The organism is Sphingopyxis macrogoltabida (assembly GCF_001307295.1).
Classification (GTDB): domain Bacteria; phylum Pseudomonadota; class Alphaproteobacteria; order Sphingomonadales; family Sphingomonadaceae; genus Sphingopyxis; species Sphingopyxis macrogoltabida_B.
In genome coordinates, this window is sequence record NZ_CP012700.1 from 3,092,937 (window position 1) to 3,111,700 (window position 18,764).

At 58.5% G+C, this 18,764-nt stretch carries 18 protein-coding genes; 9 read left to right on the forward strand and 9 right to left on the reverse strand.

All coding sequences use genetic code 11. The annotated features are described in order from the left end of the window. Both AN936_RS14430 and AN936_RS14435 read right to left on the reverse strand, forming a co-directional pair. Positions 1–411, reverse strand: a complete 411-nt coding sequence (locus tag AN936_RS14430; RefSeq protein ID WP_054588716.1) for a type II toxin-antitoxin system VapC family toxin — start codon at positions 409–411, stop codon at positions 1–3. After that, complete coding sequence (locus AN936_RS14435; protein ID WP_039575504.1) at positions 408–659, reverse strand: AbrB/MazE/SpoVT family DNA-binding domain-containing protein; 252 nt, start codon at positions 657–659, stop codon at positions 408–410. Before AN936_RS14435 ends, AN936_RS14430 begins: the two co-directional genes overlap by 4 nt. Positions 660–753: 94 nt before the next feature. Here AN936_RS14435 and AN936_RS14440 point away from each other — a divergent pair, with 94 nt between their 5' ends. The 3 genes from AN936_RS14440 (at position 754) to AN936_RS14450 (ending at position 2,197) form a co-directional block, all read left to right on the forward strand. Then, entirely contained in the window at positions 754–1,284 is a 531-nt protein-coding gene (locus AN936_RS14440; RefSeq protein WP_052208289.1) for a hypothetical protein, read from the forward strand. Positions 1,285–1,476: 192 nt separating this feature from the next. Continuing rightward, complete coding sequence (locus tag AN936_RS14445) at positions 1,477–1,752, forward strand: hypothetical protein (RefSeq protein WP_223181289.1); 276 nt, start codon at positions 1,477–1,479, stop codon at positions 1,750–1,752. Between the two features lie 4 nt (positions 1,753–1,756). Then, positions 1,757–2,197 carry a nucleotidyl transferase AbiEii/AbiGii toxin family protein gene (locus tag AN936_RS14450; protein WP_054588717.1) on the forward strand — a complete coding sequence of 147 codons (441 nt, stop codon included), beginning with the start codon at positions 1,757–1,759 and terminating at the stop codon, positions 2,195–2,197. Between the two features lie 96 nt (positions 2,198–2,293). Here the strand turns inward: AN936_RS14450 and istB are convergent, their stop codons facing one another. The 4 genes from istB to AN936_RS14470 form a co-directional block, all read right to left on the reverse strand. Further along, complete coding sequence (gene istB, locus AN936_RS14455) at positions 2,294–3,022, reverse strand: IS21-like element helper ATPase IstB (protein ID WP_031304487.1); 729 nt, start codon at positions 3,020–3,022, stop codon at positions 2,294–2,296. Beyond that, complete coding sequence (istA, locus tag AN936_RS14460) at positions 3,009–4,523, reverse strand: IS21 family transposase (RefSeq protein ID WP_021238707.1); 1,515 nt, start codon at positions 4,521–4,523, stop codon at positions 3,009–3,011. The genes istB and istA overlap by 14 nt, the downstream gene beginning before the upstream one ends. 112 nt (positions 4,524–4,635) lie before the next feature. Next, complete coding sequence (locus tag AN936_RS14465; RefSeq protein ID WP_054588718.1) at positions 4,636–5,754, reverse strand: ATP-binding protein; 1,119 nt, start codon at positions 5,752–5,754, stop codon at positions 4,636–4,638. A 9-nt stretch (positions 5,755–5,763) separates the two neighbouring features. Continuing rightward, positions 5,764–5,994, reverse strand: coding sequence for a hypothetical protein (locus AN936_RS14470; protein WP_054588719.1), 231 nt, complete (start codon positions 5,992–5,994; stop codon positions 5,764–5,766). A 277-nt stretch (positions 5,995–6,271) separates the two neighbouring features. Here AN936_RS14470 and AN936_RS24735 point away from each other — a divergent pair, with 277 nt between their 5' ends. The 5 genes from AN936_RS24735 (at position 6,272) to AN936_RS14500 (ending at position 11,143) form a co-directional block, all read left to right on the forward strand. After that, positions 6,272–7,000 (forward strand): hypothetical protein, encoded by a 729-nt coding sequence (locus AN936_RS24735; RefSeq protein WP_149037674.1) that lies wholly within the window; start codon positions 6,272–6,274, stop codon positions 6,998–7,000. A 126-nt stretch (positions 7,001–7,126) separates the two neighbouring features. Further along, positions 7,127–8,599 (forward strand): ribonuclease H-like domain-containing protein, encoded by a 1,473-nt coding sequence (locus AN936_RS24235; protein ID WP_082665054.1) that lies wholly within the window; start codon positions 7,127–7,129, stop codon positions 8,597–8,599. Further along, positions 8,596–9,129 carry a hypothetical protein gene (locus AN936_RS14490; RefSeq protein WP_054588723.1) on the forward strand — a complete coding sequence of 178 codons (534 nt, stop codon included), beginning with the start codon at positions 8,596–8,598 and terminating at the stop codon, positions 9,127–9,129. The genes AN936_RS24235 and AN936_RS14490 overlap by 4 nt, the downstream gene beginning before the upstream one ends. 3 nt (positions 9,130–9,132) lie before the next feature. Next, a complete protein-coding gene (locus AN936_RS14495; RefSeq protein ID WP_054588724.1) occupies positions 9,133–10,185 on the forward strand; it encodes an adenylosuccinate synthetase in 1,053 nt (350 codons plus the stop codon). Then, positions 10,115–11,143 (forward strand): dCTP deaminase domain-containing protein, encoded by a 1,029-nt coding sequence (locus tag AN936_RS14500; protein ID WP_149037675.1) that lies wholly within the window; start codon positions 10,115–10,117, stop codon positions 11,141–11,143. Before AN936_RS14495 ends, AN936_RS14500 begins: the two co-directional genes overlap by 71 nt. Before the next feature lie 86 nt (positions 11,144–11,229). Here AN936_RS14500 and AN936_RS14505 read toward each other — a convergent pair whose 3' ends face one another. Both AN936_RS14505 and AN936_RS14510 read right to left on the reverse strand, forming a co-directional pair. Next, positions 11,230–11,931, reverse strand: coding sequence for a hypothetical protein (locus AN936_RS14505; RefSeq protein ID WP_054588726.1), 702 nt, complete (start codon positions 11,929–11,931; stop codon positions 11,230–11,232). A gap of 1 nt (position 11,932) precedes the next feature. After that, positions 11,933–14,977 carry an HsdM family class I SAM-dependent methyltransferase gene (locus AN936_RS14510; protein WP_054588727.1) on the reverse strand — a complete coding sequence of 1,015 codons (3,045 nt, stop codon included), beginning with the start codon at positions 14,975–14,977 and terminating at the stop codon, positions 11,933–11,935. Positions 14,978–15,450: 473 nt separating this feature from the next. Here AN936_RS14510 and AN936_RS14515 point away from each other — a divergent pair, with 473 nt between their 5' ends. Beyond that, the gene (locus tag AN936_RS14515; RefSeq protein ID WP_006954973.1) at positions 15,451–16,665 is read left to right on the forward strand and encodes an IS256-like element ISSpma2 family transposase; all 1,215 of its coding nucleotides are present in this window, start codon (positions 15,451–15,453) and stop codon (positions 16,663–16,665) included. On the opposite strand, the gene AN936_RS14520 is transcribed toward AN936_RS14515, so the two are convergent. Further along, positions 16,632–18,665: a hypothetical protein gene (locus AN936_RS14520; protein ID WP_201782919.1), complete on the reverse strand. Its 2,034-nt coding sequence runs from the start codon at positions 18,663–18,665 to the stop codon at positions 16,632–16,634. The genes AN936_RS14515 and AN936_RS14520 overlap by 34 nt on opposite strands. Between the last annotated feature and the right edge of the window lie 99 nt (positions 18,666–18,764).

Below are 18,764 nucleotides of genomic sequence, written 5' to 3' on the forward strand. Positions count from 1 at the left end.
TCAAGCTTTCGATTGATCGGGGTTCATCGCAGATTGCCCATGCTTTGCCAGAAGGCCAACAGCGCCTCGATCGAAGCTCACGAAGGTCTCGCCTCCCAGCCATTGGCCATCGTGGGCGATGACCCCATCAGCGAAGTCTCCACCTTGCTCCAGTATTGCAAGCCCCGCTTCAACAGCCTGTCGGTCCGCTGCGACATTGCCGGCGTCGATAAGCAATCTGACCGATGCAGCGACCCTTGCCGCCTCATAGCGATACACTTTTCTGAGCACCCAGCAGAACTCGCACAAGGCCGGAAGCGTCACAGCAACAAGTTCTGCTTCCTTCAGGAGCTTTTTTGCCAAGGGGCTTTGAACGGGATCGTCCAGCGTTGCGGATCGGACGAGGATATTGGTGTCGGCAGTAATTTTCACAGCTGTCCGGCCCAGCCCTTTTCAATGGCCTCATTCATCTCCTCGATCGAGATGGGCCGCTGGCCTTCCCGCTTGAGTGACCCGAAGAAATCCTCAATCTTTCCGGAAGGCCTGATGGCCCGAATCTTGATTTCACCGCCGGGGAGTTTGTCAAAGCTGATCTTGTCGCCTGGATGGACGCCGAGATGCCTGAGCAATTCCTTCCGCAGCGTGACCTGCCCTTTCGCGGTAATGGTAACAGCGTTCATGTGGCGAGTCCTTTCAATAGCACAAGGTAAGAGCAAATCCCCTTACCTGCAAGGCGAGTTCAGTATGTTGGCGCGATGTGCAAGCGCGCTGAGCATGAGCATCCTAGTCATTTCGCCCGGCATGGCGCAGACTGTCAGCCGCGAGGATGCAGCGCGCGCCGCGATCCATCCGGTCGGAACAACTGCGGCGATGAACCACTGGCTCTCGCGCGTTCCGGTGACGCGCGCTTTCCCGCCGGACTTTACCGAGGAACTGCGCGGACGCAGTTCGGCCTTCGTCGTCGAGATGAGCACCGCGCCCGGCTGCGTTCCCTGCGCCGATCTCTGGACCAAGCTCGGAAGTCTGGGAAGGCGATATGGCTGGCAGGTCCGCGCCATTTCCGCGCAGGAAGCGATGCTGCGATCGGGCCGGCTCGGCTTGCCCTGGATCGGGCATCCGGTCGCATGGGTGCGTCCGATGAACGATACGAACCGGATCATTCCAATCGCCGTCGGGACCGATCATGCGCCCAATTTAGCGCGCAACCTCTATCTCGCCGCGAAGATGCTGACGGGCGTTCGCCCAGCGGTAGGCGTCCGCGCACTCTCGAAATTCACTGGAATCGTTGGGGGCCCGTCGCGATAAGCCGGACGGAACTTTCTTAGCTCTGGCGCGGAATCTGCTTGAAACATCAAAGCCATGATGCATGCTTCATAAGCTGAATCTGGTCTTGTCATTATTGCCTCGCGTCGGGCGTAGGACGCGACCTGAGCGAGATTCTTGTTTTGATAACCGCTCGCGACTATATGAAAACAACGATCCAAACAGGATCGTGTTATGAGTGGAATGATGGCAAACGCTGTAACTCAAGTGCTGACGACGGTGAACGCCCCTTATGGGGCGGCCGTTTCCGCACATCAGCTTGCTGCCATGATCGTCGACTTGAAGAGCGCGATTGACTGCAACGCGCCGGTTTTCGCTTTCTTCTCCGAAGTGCCGCTGAACGTCCAGGAACAGTTCATGGCAGCGATGGGCGTAGACGCAAGTCAAGCGAGCCAAGTCGCCGATAAAATCTCCGAACTTTCGGGCTACACGCTACCGCTGGCGGCCTGACGCCGTGTCTGCAAAGCGGCCGAGCGAATGGCCGGTCCTTTTCAATCTCGCCGTAGATATTCTTGACCATTTCAGGAAGGCGAACGGCTTCGCGCCTCAGTGGAGCTTCGGCGGCGGAACCGCACTGATGCTGCAGATCGATCATCGTGAAAGTCACGACATCGACCTGTTTCTGGACGATCCACAAATCCTCCCATTTCTCAATCCGGAAACGCAAGGCATCAAACTCGATCACGCTCCTGACAGCTATCAGGCAGGCACCGATATGCTGAAGCTTGCTTATCACGATCTGGGCGAAATTGATTTCATCTGCTGCGACAGCATCATTCCAGATCCAACACGAGCGCACGACGTTCAAGGTCATGTCAAACGGCGTTCAAAAGGGACCCCCGATCGGCGTCGAAGAGGGACCCCCTTTTCGGATAATATGATGCTGGTTTGTTGAAGATGGCCTTGCGCTGCGTGCGGCGGAGGGCGGGCGTAGCCCGACCGGAGGCGCGCGCAGCGCAAGATAGATTTTTGAAGGCGCCGAAGGTGGCTGTCAGCTGCGGTTTTTGAAGCGCCAGCTGTCGTTGCCCGTCTCGACGATATCGCAGTGGTGGGTGACGCGGTCGAGCAGCGCCGTGGTCATCTTGGGATCGCCGAACACGGTCGGCCATTCGCCGAAGGCGAGGTTCGTGGTGATGATGACGCTGGTCCGCTCATAAAGCTTGCTGATGAGGTGGAACAGCAACTGCCCTCCCGAGCGGGCGAACGGCAGATAACCGAGCTCGTCGAGCACGATCAGGTCGAGCCGCGACAGCTGCGCCGCCAGGGTCCCGCCTTTGCCGATCCGGGTCTCCTCTTCGAGGCGTGTCACCAGATCGACGGTGTTGAAGTAGCGGGCGCGAGCGCCCCTTCGCACGACATTGGCGGTGATCGCGATGGCGAGGTGGGTCTTGCCTGTCCCCGTGCCGCCGACCAGCACGATATTGCGGCGAGGCGGGAGGAAGGAGCCATCGTGAAGGGAGCGGATCATCTCCTCATTGATCGGTGTGCCCTCGAAGCTGAACCGCTCCAGGTCCTTCACCACGGGCAGCCTCGCAGCCGTCATCCGATAGCGGATGGAGGCTGCATCCCGGTGGGTCGCCTCAGCACGGAGCAGGTCGGTCAGTATCTCCATGGTGGTGCGCTTGCGCTGGAGGCCGGTGGTGACCGCCTCGTCGAACGCCGCCGCCATGCCCTTGAGTCCGAGGCCGCGCATCGTGTCGATCATATCATGCCGCTGCATCATAGCCTCGCAGCAGATCATAGCGGGCACAGTCGGCGAGCGGAGGATGCTGCAGCATCCGGTCTTCCGAAGTGACGATGCTGTGGGGTGTCGCCGGCTCGCGGCGCCGGGAGAGGATGTTGAGGATCAGCTCGTCGCTGGCCGTTCCGTTCGCCAACGCTTCGCGCACGGCAGCCTCTACCGGCTCCAGGCCATCGGTGAGCACCGCCGAGAGGACCCGCACGAACCTGCGATCGGCCTCGTCCCCGGTGCCGAGCCTTCGCCGTAATCGGTGCAGGGCGGGCGGCAGATCCCAGTCCTGGAACGGTGCGCCGTTACGCAGCGCGCCGGGCTTGTGCGCGAGGACCGGCAGATAATGCCAGGGATCGTATATCGTGCGGTTCCGACCGAAGTGGCGCTCATGCTCCCCGACGATCGCATCGCCGCAGCGTATGACGATGCGATCGGCATAGGAGCGCACCTGAACGGTCCGGCGTGCGGCCGTCGACATGACCGAGTAGCGGTTGCGATCGAAGCTGATGAGGCAGGTGCCGGTGACGGCATGCTCGCTCTCATGGAAGCCGTCGAACGGTGCCAGGATCGGCTGCAGGGCCGGTCGCTCCATATCCAGCGCCTCGGCGACGGTAATATCCCCGCGTTCGGGATGGGCATGATGCTCGGCCCAGCGCCGGCACTCGGCCTCCAGCCACCCGTTGAGCTCGGCCAGGCTGGCGAACCGGAGTCGCGGCTGGAAGAAGCGGCCTCGGATCGTCTGGACCTGCTGCTCGACCTGGCCCTTCTCCCATCCCGCCGCCGGCGAGCAGGCGGTCGGCTCGACCATGTAATGATCGGTCATGATCAGGAAGCGGCGGTTGAACACACGCTCCTTGCCGGTGAACACGGCCGTCACCGCCGTCTTCATATTATCGTAGATACCGCGTCGCGGCACACCGCCGAAGAACGCGAACGCCCGGGCATGGGCATCGAACAGCATCTCCTGGCCCTCGCGCGGATAGGCCCGGACATAGGGTGCGCGCGAGTCGCAGAGACGCATATGCGCCACCTTCACCCGCATCGGCTTGCCGGCGATCTCCACATCCTCGTGGCTCCAGTCGAACTGGTAGGCCTCACCCGGCTGGAAGGTCATCGGGATGAACGCCGGTGCGCCTTCGCCAGCATCCTTCCGCCGCGCAGCACGCCAGCGCGCCGCATAGCGGCGCACCGCATCATAGGATCCATCGAACCCCTCGCGCACCAGCAGGTCATGGATACGCGTCATCCGTAGCCGATCGCGGCGGCCGCGACCTTCGTTCTCCTCAAGCAGCGCATCGAGACGATCCTGATAAGGACCGATCCGCGGCAGCGGCTGGACTTTGCGCTGATAGTTGAACGCCGCCTCCGGCGACCGGATCGCTTTGCGGACGACCTTCCGCGACAAACGAAGGTCACGAGCGATCGCCTTGATCGCCTTACCCGCTGCATGCTCACGCCGAATCCGAACCACTGTCTCCACGATCAACATCCCGTTCTCGCCAACTGATCAAAACCAGTCGGCCGACTAAATCCCCGGGATGAAGGGGTCCTTTTTGCACGCCGATCACCCCACGAAGGGGGTGCCTATTGCACGCTGATCCTCAGTCAACCAGCCATTCGGGCCGGTGCTCCAATACCTGCACAGCAAAGTCGCTGGCCTCGACCTGCTCCTGCTCGCCCTCAATATACCGCAGGAACTGACGATATCCTTCCGGACGCACAGCGAAATCGTCGGGGAGTTCGATATGAACCGAGATGTGCTTCGCTCCGAACGGAATTCCGAACGTGGGCGCCTCGATCGTCCAATAACGACCCGACAGGACCCCGTACATCTCGCCGTGAAAGACAACCGCGCAGGTGCTGACATCGGAGGTGATCGAGCCGCTGACCGAGCGATTGTGCGAGGTGTCGTTGAACGGTTCGTCGTAGATATAATGGATTTTGATGCCATTCGGCAGTTCGGCGGTCTCGTGGCGGGCGAAGGTGCCTTCTTCGCGCCGTTCGGAGATCGGCCGGAACCGCCGCGACCCAGTCTTGCGCGCATGTGTACCCTCCATGTGCCGAACTTCAACGTTGCCCGGCAACGTATAAAAGCGGTGATAAAGATAGTTCGCGAGCCAGAAGCGCTTCTGCAGTGGATCGCCGTCATAGGGATCCTCGACAGTGTTTTGCTCCATCCGGTTGCCAAGGAGCGTGACCTCGGTCCAGTCGGCATCGAGCGAGCGCTCGCCTTCACTGGCGATCAGCCCCGTCACCTCGACGACATCGCCGATGTCGTTTCCGTCGGTGTCGAAACGGCGTAGGCGACCGTAGACGCCTTCACGTTCGCACAGGATGGTCTCGTGAACACGGCCGTCCTTGCAGGAGCGGTAGCGCAGGCCCCGCTTGTTGGACGGGAGCGACGCGACCTTGGCGCCCATTCCGAAATTCTTGTCGAGACCCTTTTCTTTGCGGATGGACGCCGCGAGATTGGTCATCCGTGCAAGCTCTTCCTCATCCATCCCAGGACCGTTGTTCCAGATCGTGAGCTTGGGGGTGCCTTGAACGTCGCTGACAAGGAATTCTACCTTTCCGTCCTCAGGCGCATCAGCGGCCGCTTCAAGAGCGTTTTTGAACAGCTCGCGGACCATCATGACCTTGGGACAGCGTTCGATCGTGCTGGTGACCAGAAAGTCTTGGTCATCGACGCGAATGGCTGAAACCTGACTATCGGCGCTCATGCTCTCTCCTTAGAGTTTGAACCGGGCTCTCCGACGGGCATTCGGTCCTTGGAACCGCGCCTCGACCTTCCCGACCTCGTCCCGCAATGCCTTCAGGATCCTCTTCACCTCGGCTTCGTCCCAAGCGTAGAGCTGCGTATTCGAGAGATTGCCGATCCGCTCGATCGCTTCGAGAGCCTTGTCCGTGCGATTCTCTGCCAGCTCCCGAAACTTGCCCCTCTTCTTGTCAGTATCCGCCATTTTTAACCTTCTGAAGCATGCATGATTCGCATTATGCCTACGCGAAAATATCATATTCGTCTAATACTGTGGAAAATATGATGCGCTGCCTTACATAATTTGCGGAAAAATTGGTGCAAATTTCCTCAATATGGATCGCAATCTTATGACACACTCCCCAATGGATGGCCCATAGAAAGGCACAAGGCGGAACGCTCCACAGCGGCAATGAGAGGATGACCCGAGCATTTTTAATAGTTATGGAAACGGTGCAGCGTCAGAACGGTGAGATCAGCAATTGCAGAACAGATATGTTGGCGACGCCGGCGACTATGTAAAGCTCGCCCTCCTTCGCGCGTTGTCGCCAGGCTTGAAGCTTGGCGTTGCTTGGTATTTGTACCCAGATGAGGGCCACAATGATGATGGGAAGCACATCGCGTATCTGAAAAACGCGTCACATTGGCGCCATCTCGACCCCACGCTGTTTGATCATCTTGGCAGTATCGTGGAGTCGGGTCGAAATGTTGCGGCGATCGAGCGCAGGTGCGGATTGGAGGCCATGTATTCTAGCGAATTGCTAGATCACCAAAAGCTTCATTCTCGACTCCGGTCAGATGCACGCGCAGACTGGTTCGCCCGTGTGAACCAACAAATGCAGAACTGCGAGCTTGTCTTTGCCGATCCAGACAATGGCCTAACCGACGACCAGCCAGCACGTCGTAGCAAGCCTCGCTTCGGGAAGAGCCTGCCTATCACAGAAGCGCTTACCCTCGCGGCAGGCCGATCCGCGCTGATCTACCATCATAATAGCCGGTTCAAGGGTGGCCATGATCTTGAAGTCGATCATTGGCTTGGCAAGCTCGGCGAGAACAGTCTCGCCATCCGTGCCAACGCCTACAGCTGCCGAACGTTCTTTCTCGTCAATCCCACAAAGCTTTTGGTGGAACGGGCGCGCGCCTTCTGCGCGACCTGGCGCGATCACAAAGTTCGCCTGCACAAAAGAGCTGGCTCGTCCGCCTCGTCCTAAAATTGGCTCGGCGCCCTCCGATTTCCCATCTGTCCGATCGAGCCTAAGTGGCGTAACATAGTGGAGTCTCCCTCAACTTATGCAGCTCGGCCGAGCCGCGTCGGACAAATTTGAGTGAGATAGTTTTTGCCTTCCGTTGGAGCCAAGGGTTTTTGTCAGGATGATCATCAAGCCATTCCTGACCTCAAAACTGATCTGGACGAGGGTAATCTGCTGATGCTGCTCGACCTTTTCTCTCCGACTGCGGAGAATAGCAGATTGGCCATTACCGATCAGGAATCGAGGGTGGCTGCGAAACCTGCTCATCAACGGCCCAAATCTAGTGCCGATCTGACGCCGCTCTTCGTTCATCCTAACGAAGTGCTGTTTCTCGATATCGAAACTACTGGGCTGAGCCGCTATTATGACTATGTAACGCTCATCGGCTTCGCCATCGGCGGCAAATATGAGGTCGTTCTTGCGGGAGAGGATCCTCAGCCATTTCTTAATGCGCTCGCAAACGCTCACAGTTTGGTCACATTCAACGGCTCGGGATTCGACCTCGCATTTTTGGAAGATCTGATCGGAGAGATCCGGTGGCCCGCGCATCATGTCGATCTTCGATATAGTTGCCGGTCTATGGGGCTATCGGGAGGCCAGAAAGAGATAGAACGGATTCTGGGTATCGATTGCCGCGCCGGTGTTGAGGACGTCGACGGGGCAGGCGCGGTTATTCTCTGGCACCGCTACATGCGCGGCGATCGGATCGCTTTGCGGCAACTTATCGAATATAATCGTGCGGACATCCAAGCGATGCAGCTAATTCTCGATCACGTAGTTCGAGCGCGGACGACTAGCGACCTATTCTTACGGCCAGATCAGTTGCGAGGCTTATGCCTCGCGCGATTGAAACGATCAGGTTTCGCAAATGCCGATGCAGTCCTGCCCCCGCCTCCAACAGATCTTCGCAGCGTCGTTCACTTTATGGACTTGTTCGGAGGCACGCCTGCTGAGACCGCAACCGTGGTCGGCCTCGATCTCACCGGGTCGGCAGAACGGCTTTCCGGCTTTTGCCGCATGCGCGGATGCGAAGCCGAGACAACTACATTAGGCGACGACTCTGCGATTATCGATGCCGTCTTGGCGTCTGAACCGGATCTGGTTTCGATCGACTCACCGCTCTGCTTGCCGGTGGGCAGGACTAAGGTGACAGACGACGACCCCGCCCGAAATGAGGCTGGAATTTTGCGAGTCAGCGAGCGGATACTCAAACGGAGGGGCATCAACGTCTATCCCTGCCTGTTGCCGAGTATGCAAAAGCTTACCGAGCGCGGAATCAGGCTGGCGGCCGCCCTGCGCAATCAGGGCTTGCAGGTGATCGAATGCTATCCTGGTGCTGCCCAAGATATCATGGGGATCCCACGCAAGGGTGCGGGTGAGGAATGGTTGAAGCTAGGACTGTCGGAATTTGGCGTCACCGGACGGTTCAAAAACGACAAGCTCACGCATGACGAACTTGATGCGATTACCTGTTCTCTTGTAGGGTTTTTCCATCTGGCTGGCCGCACCGAAGCGCTCGGCGGAGAAGGCGAAGAACCGATGCTAGTACCAAAGATATGAGCCAAGCCCGCGTGATCGTGATTAGCGGTGAAGTGGCCGCAGGGAAGACAACCGCGGCGAAATTGCTTCGCAGCCAAGGGTTCCAATATGCACGCATAAGTCAGGCAATTCGGACGCGCTGGGACGGCTCATTTGGGGAAAAGCCGCCCCGAAGCTGGTACCAAGACATGGGGATGCAGCTGCATCGCGAAATCGGGCAGTGGGCGCTGTGCCAAGAGACCCTCGATCTCATACCCGACCCCTCGGTGGATTTCGTGATCGACGGCGCCCGATGGCATGAGGACATATCTTTTTTCAGGACGCAATTTGGATCGGATATGCTACATATCCACCTAGTCGCATCCGCCGACGTGCGCAAAATGCGCTTCGACGCGCGCGAAAAGGATGTCTCTTTCGAAGAGGCTGATGCAGACGAGGTCGAGCTTGAGGTCAAAGAGCTGAACCTGAATGCCGACATGGTCTTCGATAATAGTACGAACGATCTCTCCAAGCTGGAAGAGTTTATCAATTTCGTCATGAAAAAGGTTTGAATCATGCCCGTTAGCATCGTCGTCGGTGGCCAATATGGATCCGAAGGCAAAGGCAAGGTAGCGCTAGCGCTAGCGCGGCAGGAACGCGGCGAAGCTGTGGTGGTGAGGGTCGGCGGCCCCAATTCCGGTCATACCGGTTATGACCGAAGCGGGCGGCGCTGGGTATTGCGACAGCTCCCCGTTGCAGCGGTCGACGGAGTTCGCCTGATCGTGCTCCCCGCGGGATCTTATCTTGATCCCGACCTGCTACTTGAAGAAATCGCATCGCTGGGCCTTGCCCCGGAGGATGTTGCCATTAGTCCGCAAGCGCGCGTCATTACATCTGGACATATCGACCATGAGGTGAACTCCAAAATCAACCAGTCCATCGGCTCAACCGCGACTGGTACCGGTGCTGCGGTCGTCGCGGCCATTCAGCGGGGCGCGCCAGATGCGGGCCCGGCCGCTGCCTTCGCTAAGAATGACGATCGACTTAAACCCTATGTCAAATCCACGATTGACCTCTTGCGCCAAGCTCTGGACGAAGGTCGCCGGGTCATCATCGAAGGAACGCAGGGCTTTGGGCTCTCTCCGCTCCATTCCCCGCATTGGCCCAATGTGACGAGCCGCGACACCAGTGCAGCGGGCTTCCTATCGGAAGCCGGCCTGGCGCCCACTGATGTCGACGATGTAACACTTGTGCTGCGATGCTGGCCCATTCGGGTATCGGGAAACTCGGGGCCGTTGGAAACCGAGACCGATTGGGAGACGGTAACGCGTGAAAGCGGAGCGCACATCGATCTCAGCGAATTTACGAGTGTTACCAAGAAATTACGAAGAGTCGGCCGCTTTGAATTCGATATCGCGAAGCAAGCGATCGCGGTGAACATGCCGACGAGGATCGTCCTCAATCACCTCGATCATGTCGATTGGCGCTGCCACGACGGCGCGCTTACAGGTGCAGCGCAGGAATTCATTCACTTTGTCGAGCGGGGGCTGAACCGACATGTCGATTGGGTTGGCACGGGTGTGGACAGCTTTGTCAAGCTGGGCCTGCTATCTGCTCTTCGGGCCTAAGCCTGTTCCCGCCGTGCCGAAAGCCCAGCCAGCCGATGCCCGCTCTTTGGACCCGGCAACGACGAAGAAAGACTTCGATGATCGAGCGGATTGGTGGGAATTCACGGATCCTTTTGATGACTTGGACCCGGCGCTACTGACGGCAGAACAGATCAACAATTATGCGCGTGTTACCGGTCTTATTCGGCCTTTTGATGAGAAGCTGTTGAAGGGAGCCACCTACGAGATCGGCGTAGGGGGCAATGTATATTCTTGGGATGACAAGAAAAAGAAGAAGGTCTTACCGGTGGCAAATGTCGGCGAGAGCGGAATCGTTCTCGAGGCGAACTCGATCACGTTTGTCGAGACCGACGTGGAGTTTCGCCTACCGCAATATATCGCGATGCGCTTTAACCTTCATATCAAGCTGGTTCATCGCGGTCTCCTGCTCGGCACAGGCCCGATCGTCGACCCGGGTTTTCGGGGACGCCTGCTTATCCCCCTGCACAATCTGACGAGTCAGCCGCTTACCATCAAACAGGGCGAGAAAATCGTCTGGATTGAATTCACCAAAACCTCGTTTGGCCAGTCATCGGATCGCGAGGGCTATCGCAAAGAGCTCCCGAACTTCAAAGTCTTTCCGAAGAACAAAAGATGGATCGAGGCGGAGGCCTACCTACAAAAAGCCAACTCGGGCAATCCTATCATGAGCTCGATTTCTGGATTTATTTCCAAAACTAACAAACAATTAAAGAGAAACACCAGATGGGTGAATACGCTCGGAATTACGGGCTTCATAAGCATTGCGCTGACCGTGTTTGGCGGTCTCTACGCAAGCTTGACCGTCCTCAACAATGCATGGACCGCTGTGAACACAGACGTTGCTCAGCGCAAGGAGCTAGAGGCCCGGCTACAACGTCTTGAACGATGCTTAAAGACCGCGAAGGTTACGAACAAACCGCCCACACCCGACTGCTGATCGCTGAGTTCTAGCGGGCGTCGATTGAATTGATGTTCGGAGTTTGCGCTTGGCGCCCATTGGCGCGGCGAGCAAACGCCGATCGTCTATAGCCAGAGATGAAACAGACTTATCGGCCCTGGCTCGCAGCTATAACTATCCCCCACATATCTGAAATCCCGTCGATGCGACGACTGCTGGGCAGTCGGGTGGAGATCGGGCCTTGCTACGGGGTGGGAAAGCGTCTGCATTGTGTCTGAACGCGCGCGCGCGCATTTGATGAGATGGGGTGCGAGCCTACTCGTCACGCTCGAGCCATCGCGGACATAGGCTAGCATGATCGCCGATCGGTGCGCCCAAGCATATTCCCCGGCAACAAAGCGCGCGATGCCCTCTTTGCAGTATAGGCTAACACGCTTTGCGTTCGGATGGTCGATGATCTTGCACTCGACTAAGAATGGGAAATTGCGGTTGCCGACGGTGAATACGAGCGACAGATCGGGTCGCCCTTCGATTTTGGCGCCGTTATAGCTCATCGACTCCCGGCCCCGGTGCACTGAGTGGACCAGATCCTTCCAAAGCTTCTGTGTTTGGCAGAAATGATTGAGTCGTGGCTCGAGGAGGGCGTTGACCTCAGCCTCGTCTCCGCTAAGCAAAGCCGGAGCTCCATTGGCGAGAAGCTCATGCCATGCCAGCGAGATCGTCTCGAGGATGATCTTCAAATGACGATCGTCGATCTGAACCAGAGGCAAACGCACACCGCTGGTTAGCTCCGCTATATGGTTGGGGCGCGCCTGCTTGACCGCCATATTATGTAGTGCGCCTGCCCGACAGAAAATCGACATTATCCCAAATAATGCGCCGCGCAACGAGACGCGCTTGGCTAACCGACCAATAGCGCGCCTGATTAAGCCGGCCTACGAAGAGGCAATCCAATTGCTCATCCCAATACAGGAGTTCGCTTGCGGACATCGTGTCTGCCATATGCCGCATCGCTTCCATAAGCGGCCGATCGGCCGACGCCTTTCTCTCCCCTGCGCCGGCTGCAACCGCGATAAATTGCCAAGGCGACAAAGGCGGCGCCTCCACAGCCGTGATAGTAAACTGGCGACCGAAATTCTCACCCCAAGGAGCTAGCTCAGCTTCCAACCGCTCGGAGAAAGCTGCTCGAGCAAGTGCGCCAACGGGCGCCCGAGCTGCGATTCGGTTTTTGCCGAAGGGGAGCGCAAAGGCGAGTGTATCGGAGATCACCTGAATGTCATCGGGTGTGAGATTGAACAGTGACCCCACCCACTCGTCGACTTTCTGCCAAACCTCGGGTGTTTCGGCGTCTGCGAGCTCAGCAAAAAGCGCGGTAGCGCATGCGCGATTCTCTGCCGTTAGCGTCTCGAAAGGCAGCAACGGAGCTTCTTGGATAACAAATTTCTCGACCGGGTCGCGTTCAACACCGAAGCCCCCGCTTGTGATCAAGGCGTGCCAGAGCGCGATTTTACTACTGATGATCAGGCAAAGATATTTGACCAGATCGGCGGCCGATTCCTGCCGATGCGCGGTGTAGCCGTAATAGCTTTGGTTGAATGTCAGGTCTTCTAGCGAAACGGCTGTCTTGATCCGCCCGTCTCTGGCGTCGGGGGATTTTTTCACTAGCAGCATCGGCCCAGTATAAAGGCTCAGCGAGCGCCGCTGATCGAGACGCGGCATGCCCAGATCACGAAACAGTCGGAAGCTCGACGTGTCCAAGAGCACGCCGCGAAACGCCTCGTGATCCAGTAAAGGCAAGTCGAGCATTTTCTCCGCGGAATAGCCGGGCAGATGGTCTTCAAGGGGATTGGGCCTGCTACCTTCAAAGAGATTTCCGAAGCCTTTTCCGGCGCAGTTCGGTTGGTTGACAGTACCGCCATGCAGACCCTGCCAATATTCTCCAAATGTCGAAAATTGCGTCGCGGACAATCGCTCGAAGATGTCGAGGTCGAGCCGCGTGCCCCGAAACAGGATTTTCAGTAGCTCGGGTCTTTGTCTTAGCTCGTCGATTGCGATGGTTTCGGTATTGGTCGGGTCGATCCTCCACCCTCCGCTGGCAGTAAGTGGGCCTTCTAGATGGGGGCTGACGTACCGAAAAGCGGCGCCCGCGGCGGAGCACCGATTGCGAGCGAAGAACAAACAAAATGGCGCAGCCACTTTGGGCCAAACCTGCGATTGGCGAACCTCTGCGCCGTTCACCACACCGGTAATATCGATAGCCCGGCAGAGCGCCGCAAGCGCCTTGTCCATGCCTTCGCCACGTTGGAATAGCAGGCGACCATGCAAGGCGAAGGCGATCTGTCCGTCCGGTTTCGCCCATTCCATGGCGCGCCAGACAAATGGCAAATCAAGCGCTTCGTTGGGAAGCGGCGCCGCGATCCGGTCGTTCAATCGTTCGCGGGCGATCTGAGCTGTTCGCTTGATGACCGATGGCCAGTCGGCGAGACCTGTTGCGGAAGACCAGGGCGGGTTCCCGATCACCAGATCATATTGGCCAGCGTGCTCGGGGCCTACTTGGTCGCCCAAACTTCCGAGGCTGCCATCTGCTGCCTCGTCGCTCTGACCGAGTTCAAAAATGACGGTCTGACGAAGATCGCGGCTGAACTTGAGCTTCTCGACAGGCTTGGGTGCAGCATCGAGTTCGATCGAAATTAAATAAAGACCAAGTGCCGCGAAGCGCAGCGCGGAGTCATTGATATCAAATCCGCGGATTTGATCGTAGAGAATCTGGCGGAGAGCCTTCGTATCGGGCCGTTTGCCATCATGCTGCCAACGCTCTTTTACGATTTGCCGAAACGCGGTGATCAAAAAAACTCCCGCCCCCGCCGCCGGGTCCAATATTTTCGCCGTGTGCGCTACGCCTTCGCGCCGCAAGGTCGCGAACGTCGCATGAACCATAAGATCGGCGATGTGCCTTGGGGTATAGTAGCTGCCCTCCTTACGCTGCTTGTCCTTCTGGTGCCGGCCCAAGTAGCGCTCATAAGCTTGACTCAGAACCCCCACGGGGATGTGTGCAAAGTCGAGCCTTGCCCAATCCTCCGCCCATTCGATCGGCAATTGCCCGTCCGGGGCCCGCCGCATGATGTTTCCAACGGTCTGGAACGCCGCTTCCGGAATGGAGTGGATACTGGCATCCGACAGCGGCAGGAAATCCCCGTTGAACGTTTCATCAAGCCAGACCGACACCTTTGCCGCGCTTGCAGCGCTGTCGAAAAGGTGGTTGATTCCGCCATCGCAAGCTTGGCTAACAGTGCCGGGCAACAGCCCGCGATCAGCCAAGAAGCGCGTAAATAGCGCTCGCCCCACTAGCGAAATAGCGTCCCCGTCGTCGATTTTCAGAGCCACGAGGGCATCAAGCGCTGCCGTCAAAAGGTTCAAAATTACGTCGCTGATCCAGACCTGACGCGACGACGCATTCGGCCGTGTATTAGCGATGAATGGGATGACCATGCCAAGGTCGTCCAGCTCTTCGGAAATTGCCCGCGTTGCGTCGAAGGATTCGTTGTCCAGGCCGACGCTGTGAAAGCTGAGCCTTCCCATCTGGAGCACCGCGATGTACGGGGCGTCGCCGCGCATGGCGACCAAGCGCCGGAGACGCGCCAATCCCTCCGGGTCACCCGTCACCGCGTCGCCATCGACAAGCATAAACAATGGCCCGCTCTGCCACTCGTACACGCCCATCAGTGCCGAAATTGGATCGGTCTTCCCTGTTGATCGTGCTGCTGACAGCGTGGCGTAAGGCAAGAGGTGAACTTGGTCACCCTCATCATCAAAGTTGAGGAAGCAGGCTGGGTCCCCCCCGTGCTCCGCTATGATATCCTTGAACGGGATCATTTGGTTCAGCGCAGTAGATTGGGGCGGAATCGGGAATGAAGCACGGTTTTGCCGCTACCGTCGCTCATGGTGCCCCCTGAAAATTGCGGCGACGCCCTGCCGCTCGTAATCAGTTATCGCGAGCGGACTCTTCATGCAACCGCAATGATCTAAAACCGGCTCGCGCATCGGCAGAATGACTGCTTTGAAGCGCATCCAAATCGATGATCGAACGACCGACTTCGGGCGCAAATCGGACGCCGCCGCCATCGCCTCCCCTGCTGTTCTCAAGCCACAGCCCAGACTTGGTTGATCACTTTCGCTGCCAGCGCAATTTGTTAGCGTCCGCGCTCGTGGTGTAATTTCCGGTGTAGGCGATGGTGTATTCCGGGGTGGGGCATGCCCCACCCCGGAATGCGGCGTCGCTGGTGGCCACCGGGTTCATCGTTATGGTGGAGTTTGCACACTTCAACCGTGACGAAGAGGAGTTCCCGATGACCGAGGACAGATTACTGATCGAAGAGCTGGCTGCAAAGGGCGGCCAACCGGATTTTTTGCGCACCATCGCCGAGAACGTGCTGCAGCTGATCATGGAGGCCGACGTTGATGGCCTGATCGGCGCGGGTCGCCACGAACGCAGCAGCGAGCGCGCGACCTGGCGCAACGGCTATCGCGACCGTTCGCTGGATACCCGGGTAGGCACGCTGAACCTGAAAATCCCCAAGCTGCGTGCTGGGTCCTATTTTCCGGGCTTCCTTGAGCCCCGCAAGATGGTCGAGAAAGCGCTGGTTGCGGTGATCCAGGAAGCGTGGATCGGCGGGGTCAGCACCCGGCGGGTCGATGAACTCGTCCAGGCCATGGGCATGACCGGCATCTCCAAGTCCACCGTCTCCAAGCTTTGCAAGGACATTGACGAGCGCGTCCATGCCTTTCTGAAACGCCCGCTCACCGGCGAATGGCCGTATCTCTGGCTCGATGCCACCTATCTCAAGGTACGCGAAGGCGGGCGGATCATCAGCGTTGCCGCAATAATCGCCATGGCCGTCAACACCGAGGGCCGGCGCGAGATCGTCGGCCTGCATATCGGCCCCTCGGAAGCGGAGGTCTTCTGGTCCGACTTCCTGAAGGACCTTGTTCGGCGCGGTCTTACCGGCGTGAAGCTGGTCATCTCCGATGCTCACGAGGGCCTCAAGGGCGCGATCACCCGCGTCATGGGCGCCACCTGGCAGCGCTGCCGGGTGCACTTCATGCGCAATGCCCTGTCCTATGTGCCCAAGGGCCAGAACACTGTCGTCGCCGCCGCGATCCGCCAGGTCTTCCTGCAGCCCGATCAGAAAAGCGCAACGCAGGTCTGGCGACAGGTCGCCGACCAGTTGCGCACCCGTTGGCCCAAGCTCGGCGCCTGCATGGACGAGGCCGAAACCGACGTGCTCGCCTACACCGGCTTCCCCACCCAGCACCGCACGAAGTTACACTCAACCAATCCGCTCGAGCGGCTCAACAAGGAGGTCAAGCGCCGCGCCGACGTCGTCGGAATCTTCCCGAACGAAGACAGCATCATCCGCCTCGTCGGGGCTGTGCTGATGGAGCAGAACGACGAGTGGCAGCTCCAGCACCGATACATGCAGATCGAAGGCATGGCCGAACTCAACCAACCCATGATCGAGGAGGAAAATCAGCCCCTACACATCACCGCCAAAGCCGCCTGACGATGGCCCACGGCCACAGCCGAAATTACACCACCTTGACGGACGCGACCCGCAATTTTGTTCTCCGGCAGAAACCGCCCGTAATGCTGGGCGACCACATCTGCGGTATCTTGAATTGCATAGCCCGCCTGCTCGTACGATCCGGTTTCTTTGAGGATATGCGTGGCAAGAACATCGCGCACATTATGAGGCCCATGCGGCAACAATCCCTCAATCGCTCCACGCTTGGTATAGGGGTTGAAAATCCCATAGCGCTGAATGGTCAGCCGCCATGCTTCATAGAATGCAGACTGGCTGTATGCGGCTTCTCGGCTGGTGGATTTTACCGTCTTCACAAAGAAGTTGCCGGGATCCGGAGCACCGTTGAGCAGAACCGGGCGATGTATCCGGATATATCTATCAATAAAGCGATAGAGATCTCCAACGTCCGGCAGCAGCAGCCGATACGGCCGCTTCGCGAAGAAAGAGGAATTCGCGTTCTTGAAGGCCGCAGCGGGGATGAGCACCTCCCACCCCTTCTCCTTGGTGCTCCAGCGCAGTTCGCCGCACCTCTGCGCTTCAAGCTGGCGCTCCGACCTCGGAGTCCCGCCACGCGGACAAAGGAGCAGTTCCCGCATGTTTCGTTGTCGGATGCCCAAATGCAGCCCGAGCCGGATCAAGAGCAACGAACGCATGGCTTCGGCTGCCGGACGAGGATAGCGCCCCGCAGACGGCATCAACCGTACAATCTCCTCCGCGATCCGCCGATACTCGCCGATGGGGCTATCCGCCTCCAGCTCGACCATAATCGGTTCGAACGTATCGCGATGGACCTTTGCGACACGCTGAATCTCTTTCGCTCGGACCATGCCGTGAGAGTAGAAGGCCTCGCAAACCCCGTCCCAATCCGATTGCGCAGCTTGGATGTCCGCTTCCGACACCAACCCGGGGATCTGGCGCAGCCTATGCGCCAGATCCGGTCGCTGCCGGAGCCAGCCGGTGTCCGCGCGGGTCATCGCCAACCCAAGCTGCACCATGTTGACTTCCCAGATAGTAAAGAAGCCGCGCCGCCGCTCTCGCCATCTTACGTACCAGTCCCAGACGGCAGGAAAAACCAGCAGAGCGACGCTGAGCTTGGCGAGTGGCACGCCCAAACCAGCGACTGCCCCGTCGGGCGACGCGGCGAGCGCGCCGAATAGCAGTCCAAGATGATCGACTTTTTGAAGCGCGGTCTGCTCATTCCAGACGCCGTTGCGCTGATAACCGATCTCGGTAAGCGTCGCCGTCTTGAATTGAATGAGATGTGCGACTTCCTCCGCCAACGCTCGCGGGGCATCGCGCGATGTCGACACGAGTTCGAGTTCGATGTCATCCAGTTCGCCGAGGTCGAACTCTTCGGCAGGCTCAACCGGGACCTGCGGCCGAATGTTGTTCAGATCCGGGAAGCGAAGCGCATAACGTTGCCGCATGGCCATGGCCTGATAGCGACGATAGTCGGTGGCGCCGGAAATAATGACCTTCCGTACCCAGTCCAAAATCTCGCGGCGCTCGCGAAGGGGGCGCCTGTCAAAATCATTGGGCAGATGCCAGGCCATCCGGCGGCGTTCCGCCACACTCATCTCGCCGAGTTTGGTATGCCCGCTCCCCGCTCGCCCGGTATGCGGAAGCTTGGCGGCGAAGTAACCGGCCGGAAGGCGATAGCGCGTCTCGATGCGGCTCAGAATTTCCAGGCTTGTAACGGATCGCGGTACCTTTGTGCCAGCGACCCAATGCACGATGGTCTTCCGGTCGATACGGTCCTTTGGTCCAATAATCGCTTTATGCAGATGCCACGCGGTGTCGCCGTGCCGCTCCATATGCAGCGCCAGCGCCTCGTGGAATATGTCCCGATCGCCCCACATGGTCGAGTTCGGCTCGGGAAACTCCACGATAGCGCGCGGCTTGGGACCGCGTTTCTTATTTGGTTGGGCCGGGAGCACTGGTGCTTTGGAAATTCGCTTGCGACGGCTCTTGGGAATCATGAAATGGATGCGATCCTGTAATCAGTTACGGCGTGGGGTTGGGCTCCTTACAGGAACAAAATGATTTCGGAAGCTCAATGGGCCGAGTGCGGATGATCG

Excerpts from the sequence above, each read along its gene's own strand:
- AN936_RS14515 (WP_006954973.1), top strand. The coding sequence starts at position 15,451 with ATGACCGAGGACAGATTACTGATCGAAGAGCTGGCTGCAAAGGGCGGC.
- AN936_RS14465 (WP_054588718.1), bottom strand. The coding sequence starts at position 5,754 with ATGAGCGCCGATAGTCAGGTTTCAGCCATTCGCGTCGATGACCAAGAC.
- AN936_RS14510 (WP_054588727.1), bottom strand. The coding sequence starts at position 14,977 with ATGATCCCGTTCAAGGATATCATAGCGGAGCACGGGGGGGACCCAGCC.
- AN936_RS14520 (WP_201782919.1), bottom strand. The coding sequence starts at position 18,665 with ATGATTCCCAAGAGCCGTCGCAAGCGAATTTCCAAAGCACCAGTGCTC.
- istA (WP_021238707.1), bottom strand. The coding sequence starts at position 4,523 with ATGTTGATCGTGGAGACAGTGGTTCGGATTCGGCGTGAGCATGCAGCG.
- istB (WP_031304487.1), bottom strand. The coding sequence starts at position 3,022 with ATGCAGCGGCATGATATGATCGACACGATGCGCGGCCTCGGACTCAAG.
- AN936_RS14435 (WP_039575504.1), bottom strand. The coding sequence starts at position 659 with ATGAACGCTGTTACCATTACCGCGAAAGGGCAGGTCACGCTGCGGAAG.
- AN936_RS14440 (WP_052208289.1), top strand. The coding sequence starts at position 754 with ATGAGCATCCTAGTCATTTCGCCCGGCATGGCGCAGACTGTCAGCCGC.
- AN936_RS14500 (WP_149037675.1), top strand. The coding sequence starts at position 10,115 with ATGTCGATTGGGTTGGCACGGGTGTGGACAGCTTTGTCAAGCTGGGCC.
- AN936_RS14495 (WP_054588724.1), top strand. The coding sequence starts at position 9,133 with ATGCCCGTTAGCATCGTCGTCGGTGGCCAATATGGATCCGAAGGCAAA.
- AN936_RS14470 (WP_054588719.1), bottom strand. The coding sequence starts at position 5,994 with ATGGCGGATACTGACAAGAAGAGGGGCAAGTTTCGGGAGCTGGCAGAG.
- AN936_RS14445 (WP_223181289.1), top strand. The coding sequence starts at position 1,477 with ATGAGTGGAATGATGGCAAACGCTGTAACTCAAGTGCTGACGACGGTG.
- AN936_RS14505 (WP_054588726.1), bottom strand. The coding sequence starts at position 11,931 with ATGGCGGTCAAGCAGGCGCGCCCCAACCATATAGCGGAGCTAACCAGC.
- AN936_RS14490 (WP_054588723.1), top strand. The coding sequence starts at position 8,596 with ATGAGCCAAGCCCGCGTGATCGTGATTAGCGGTGAAGTGGCCGCAGGG.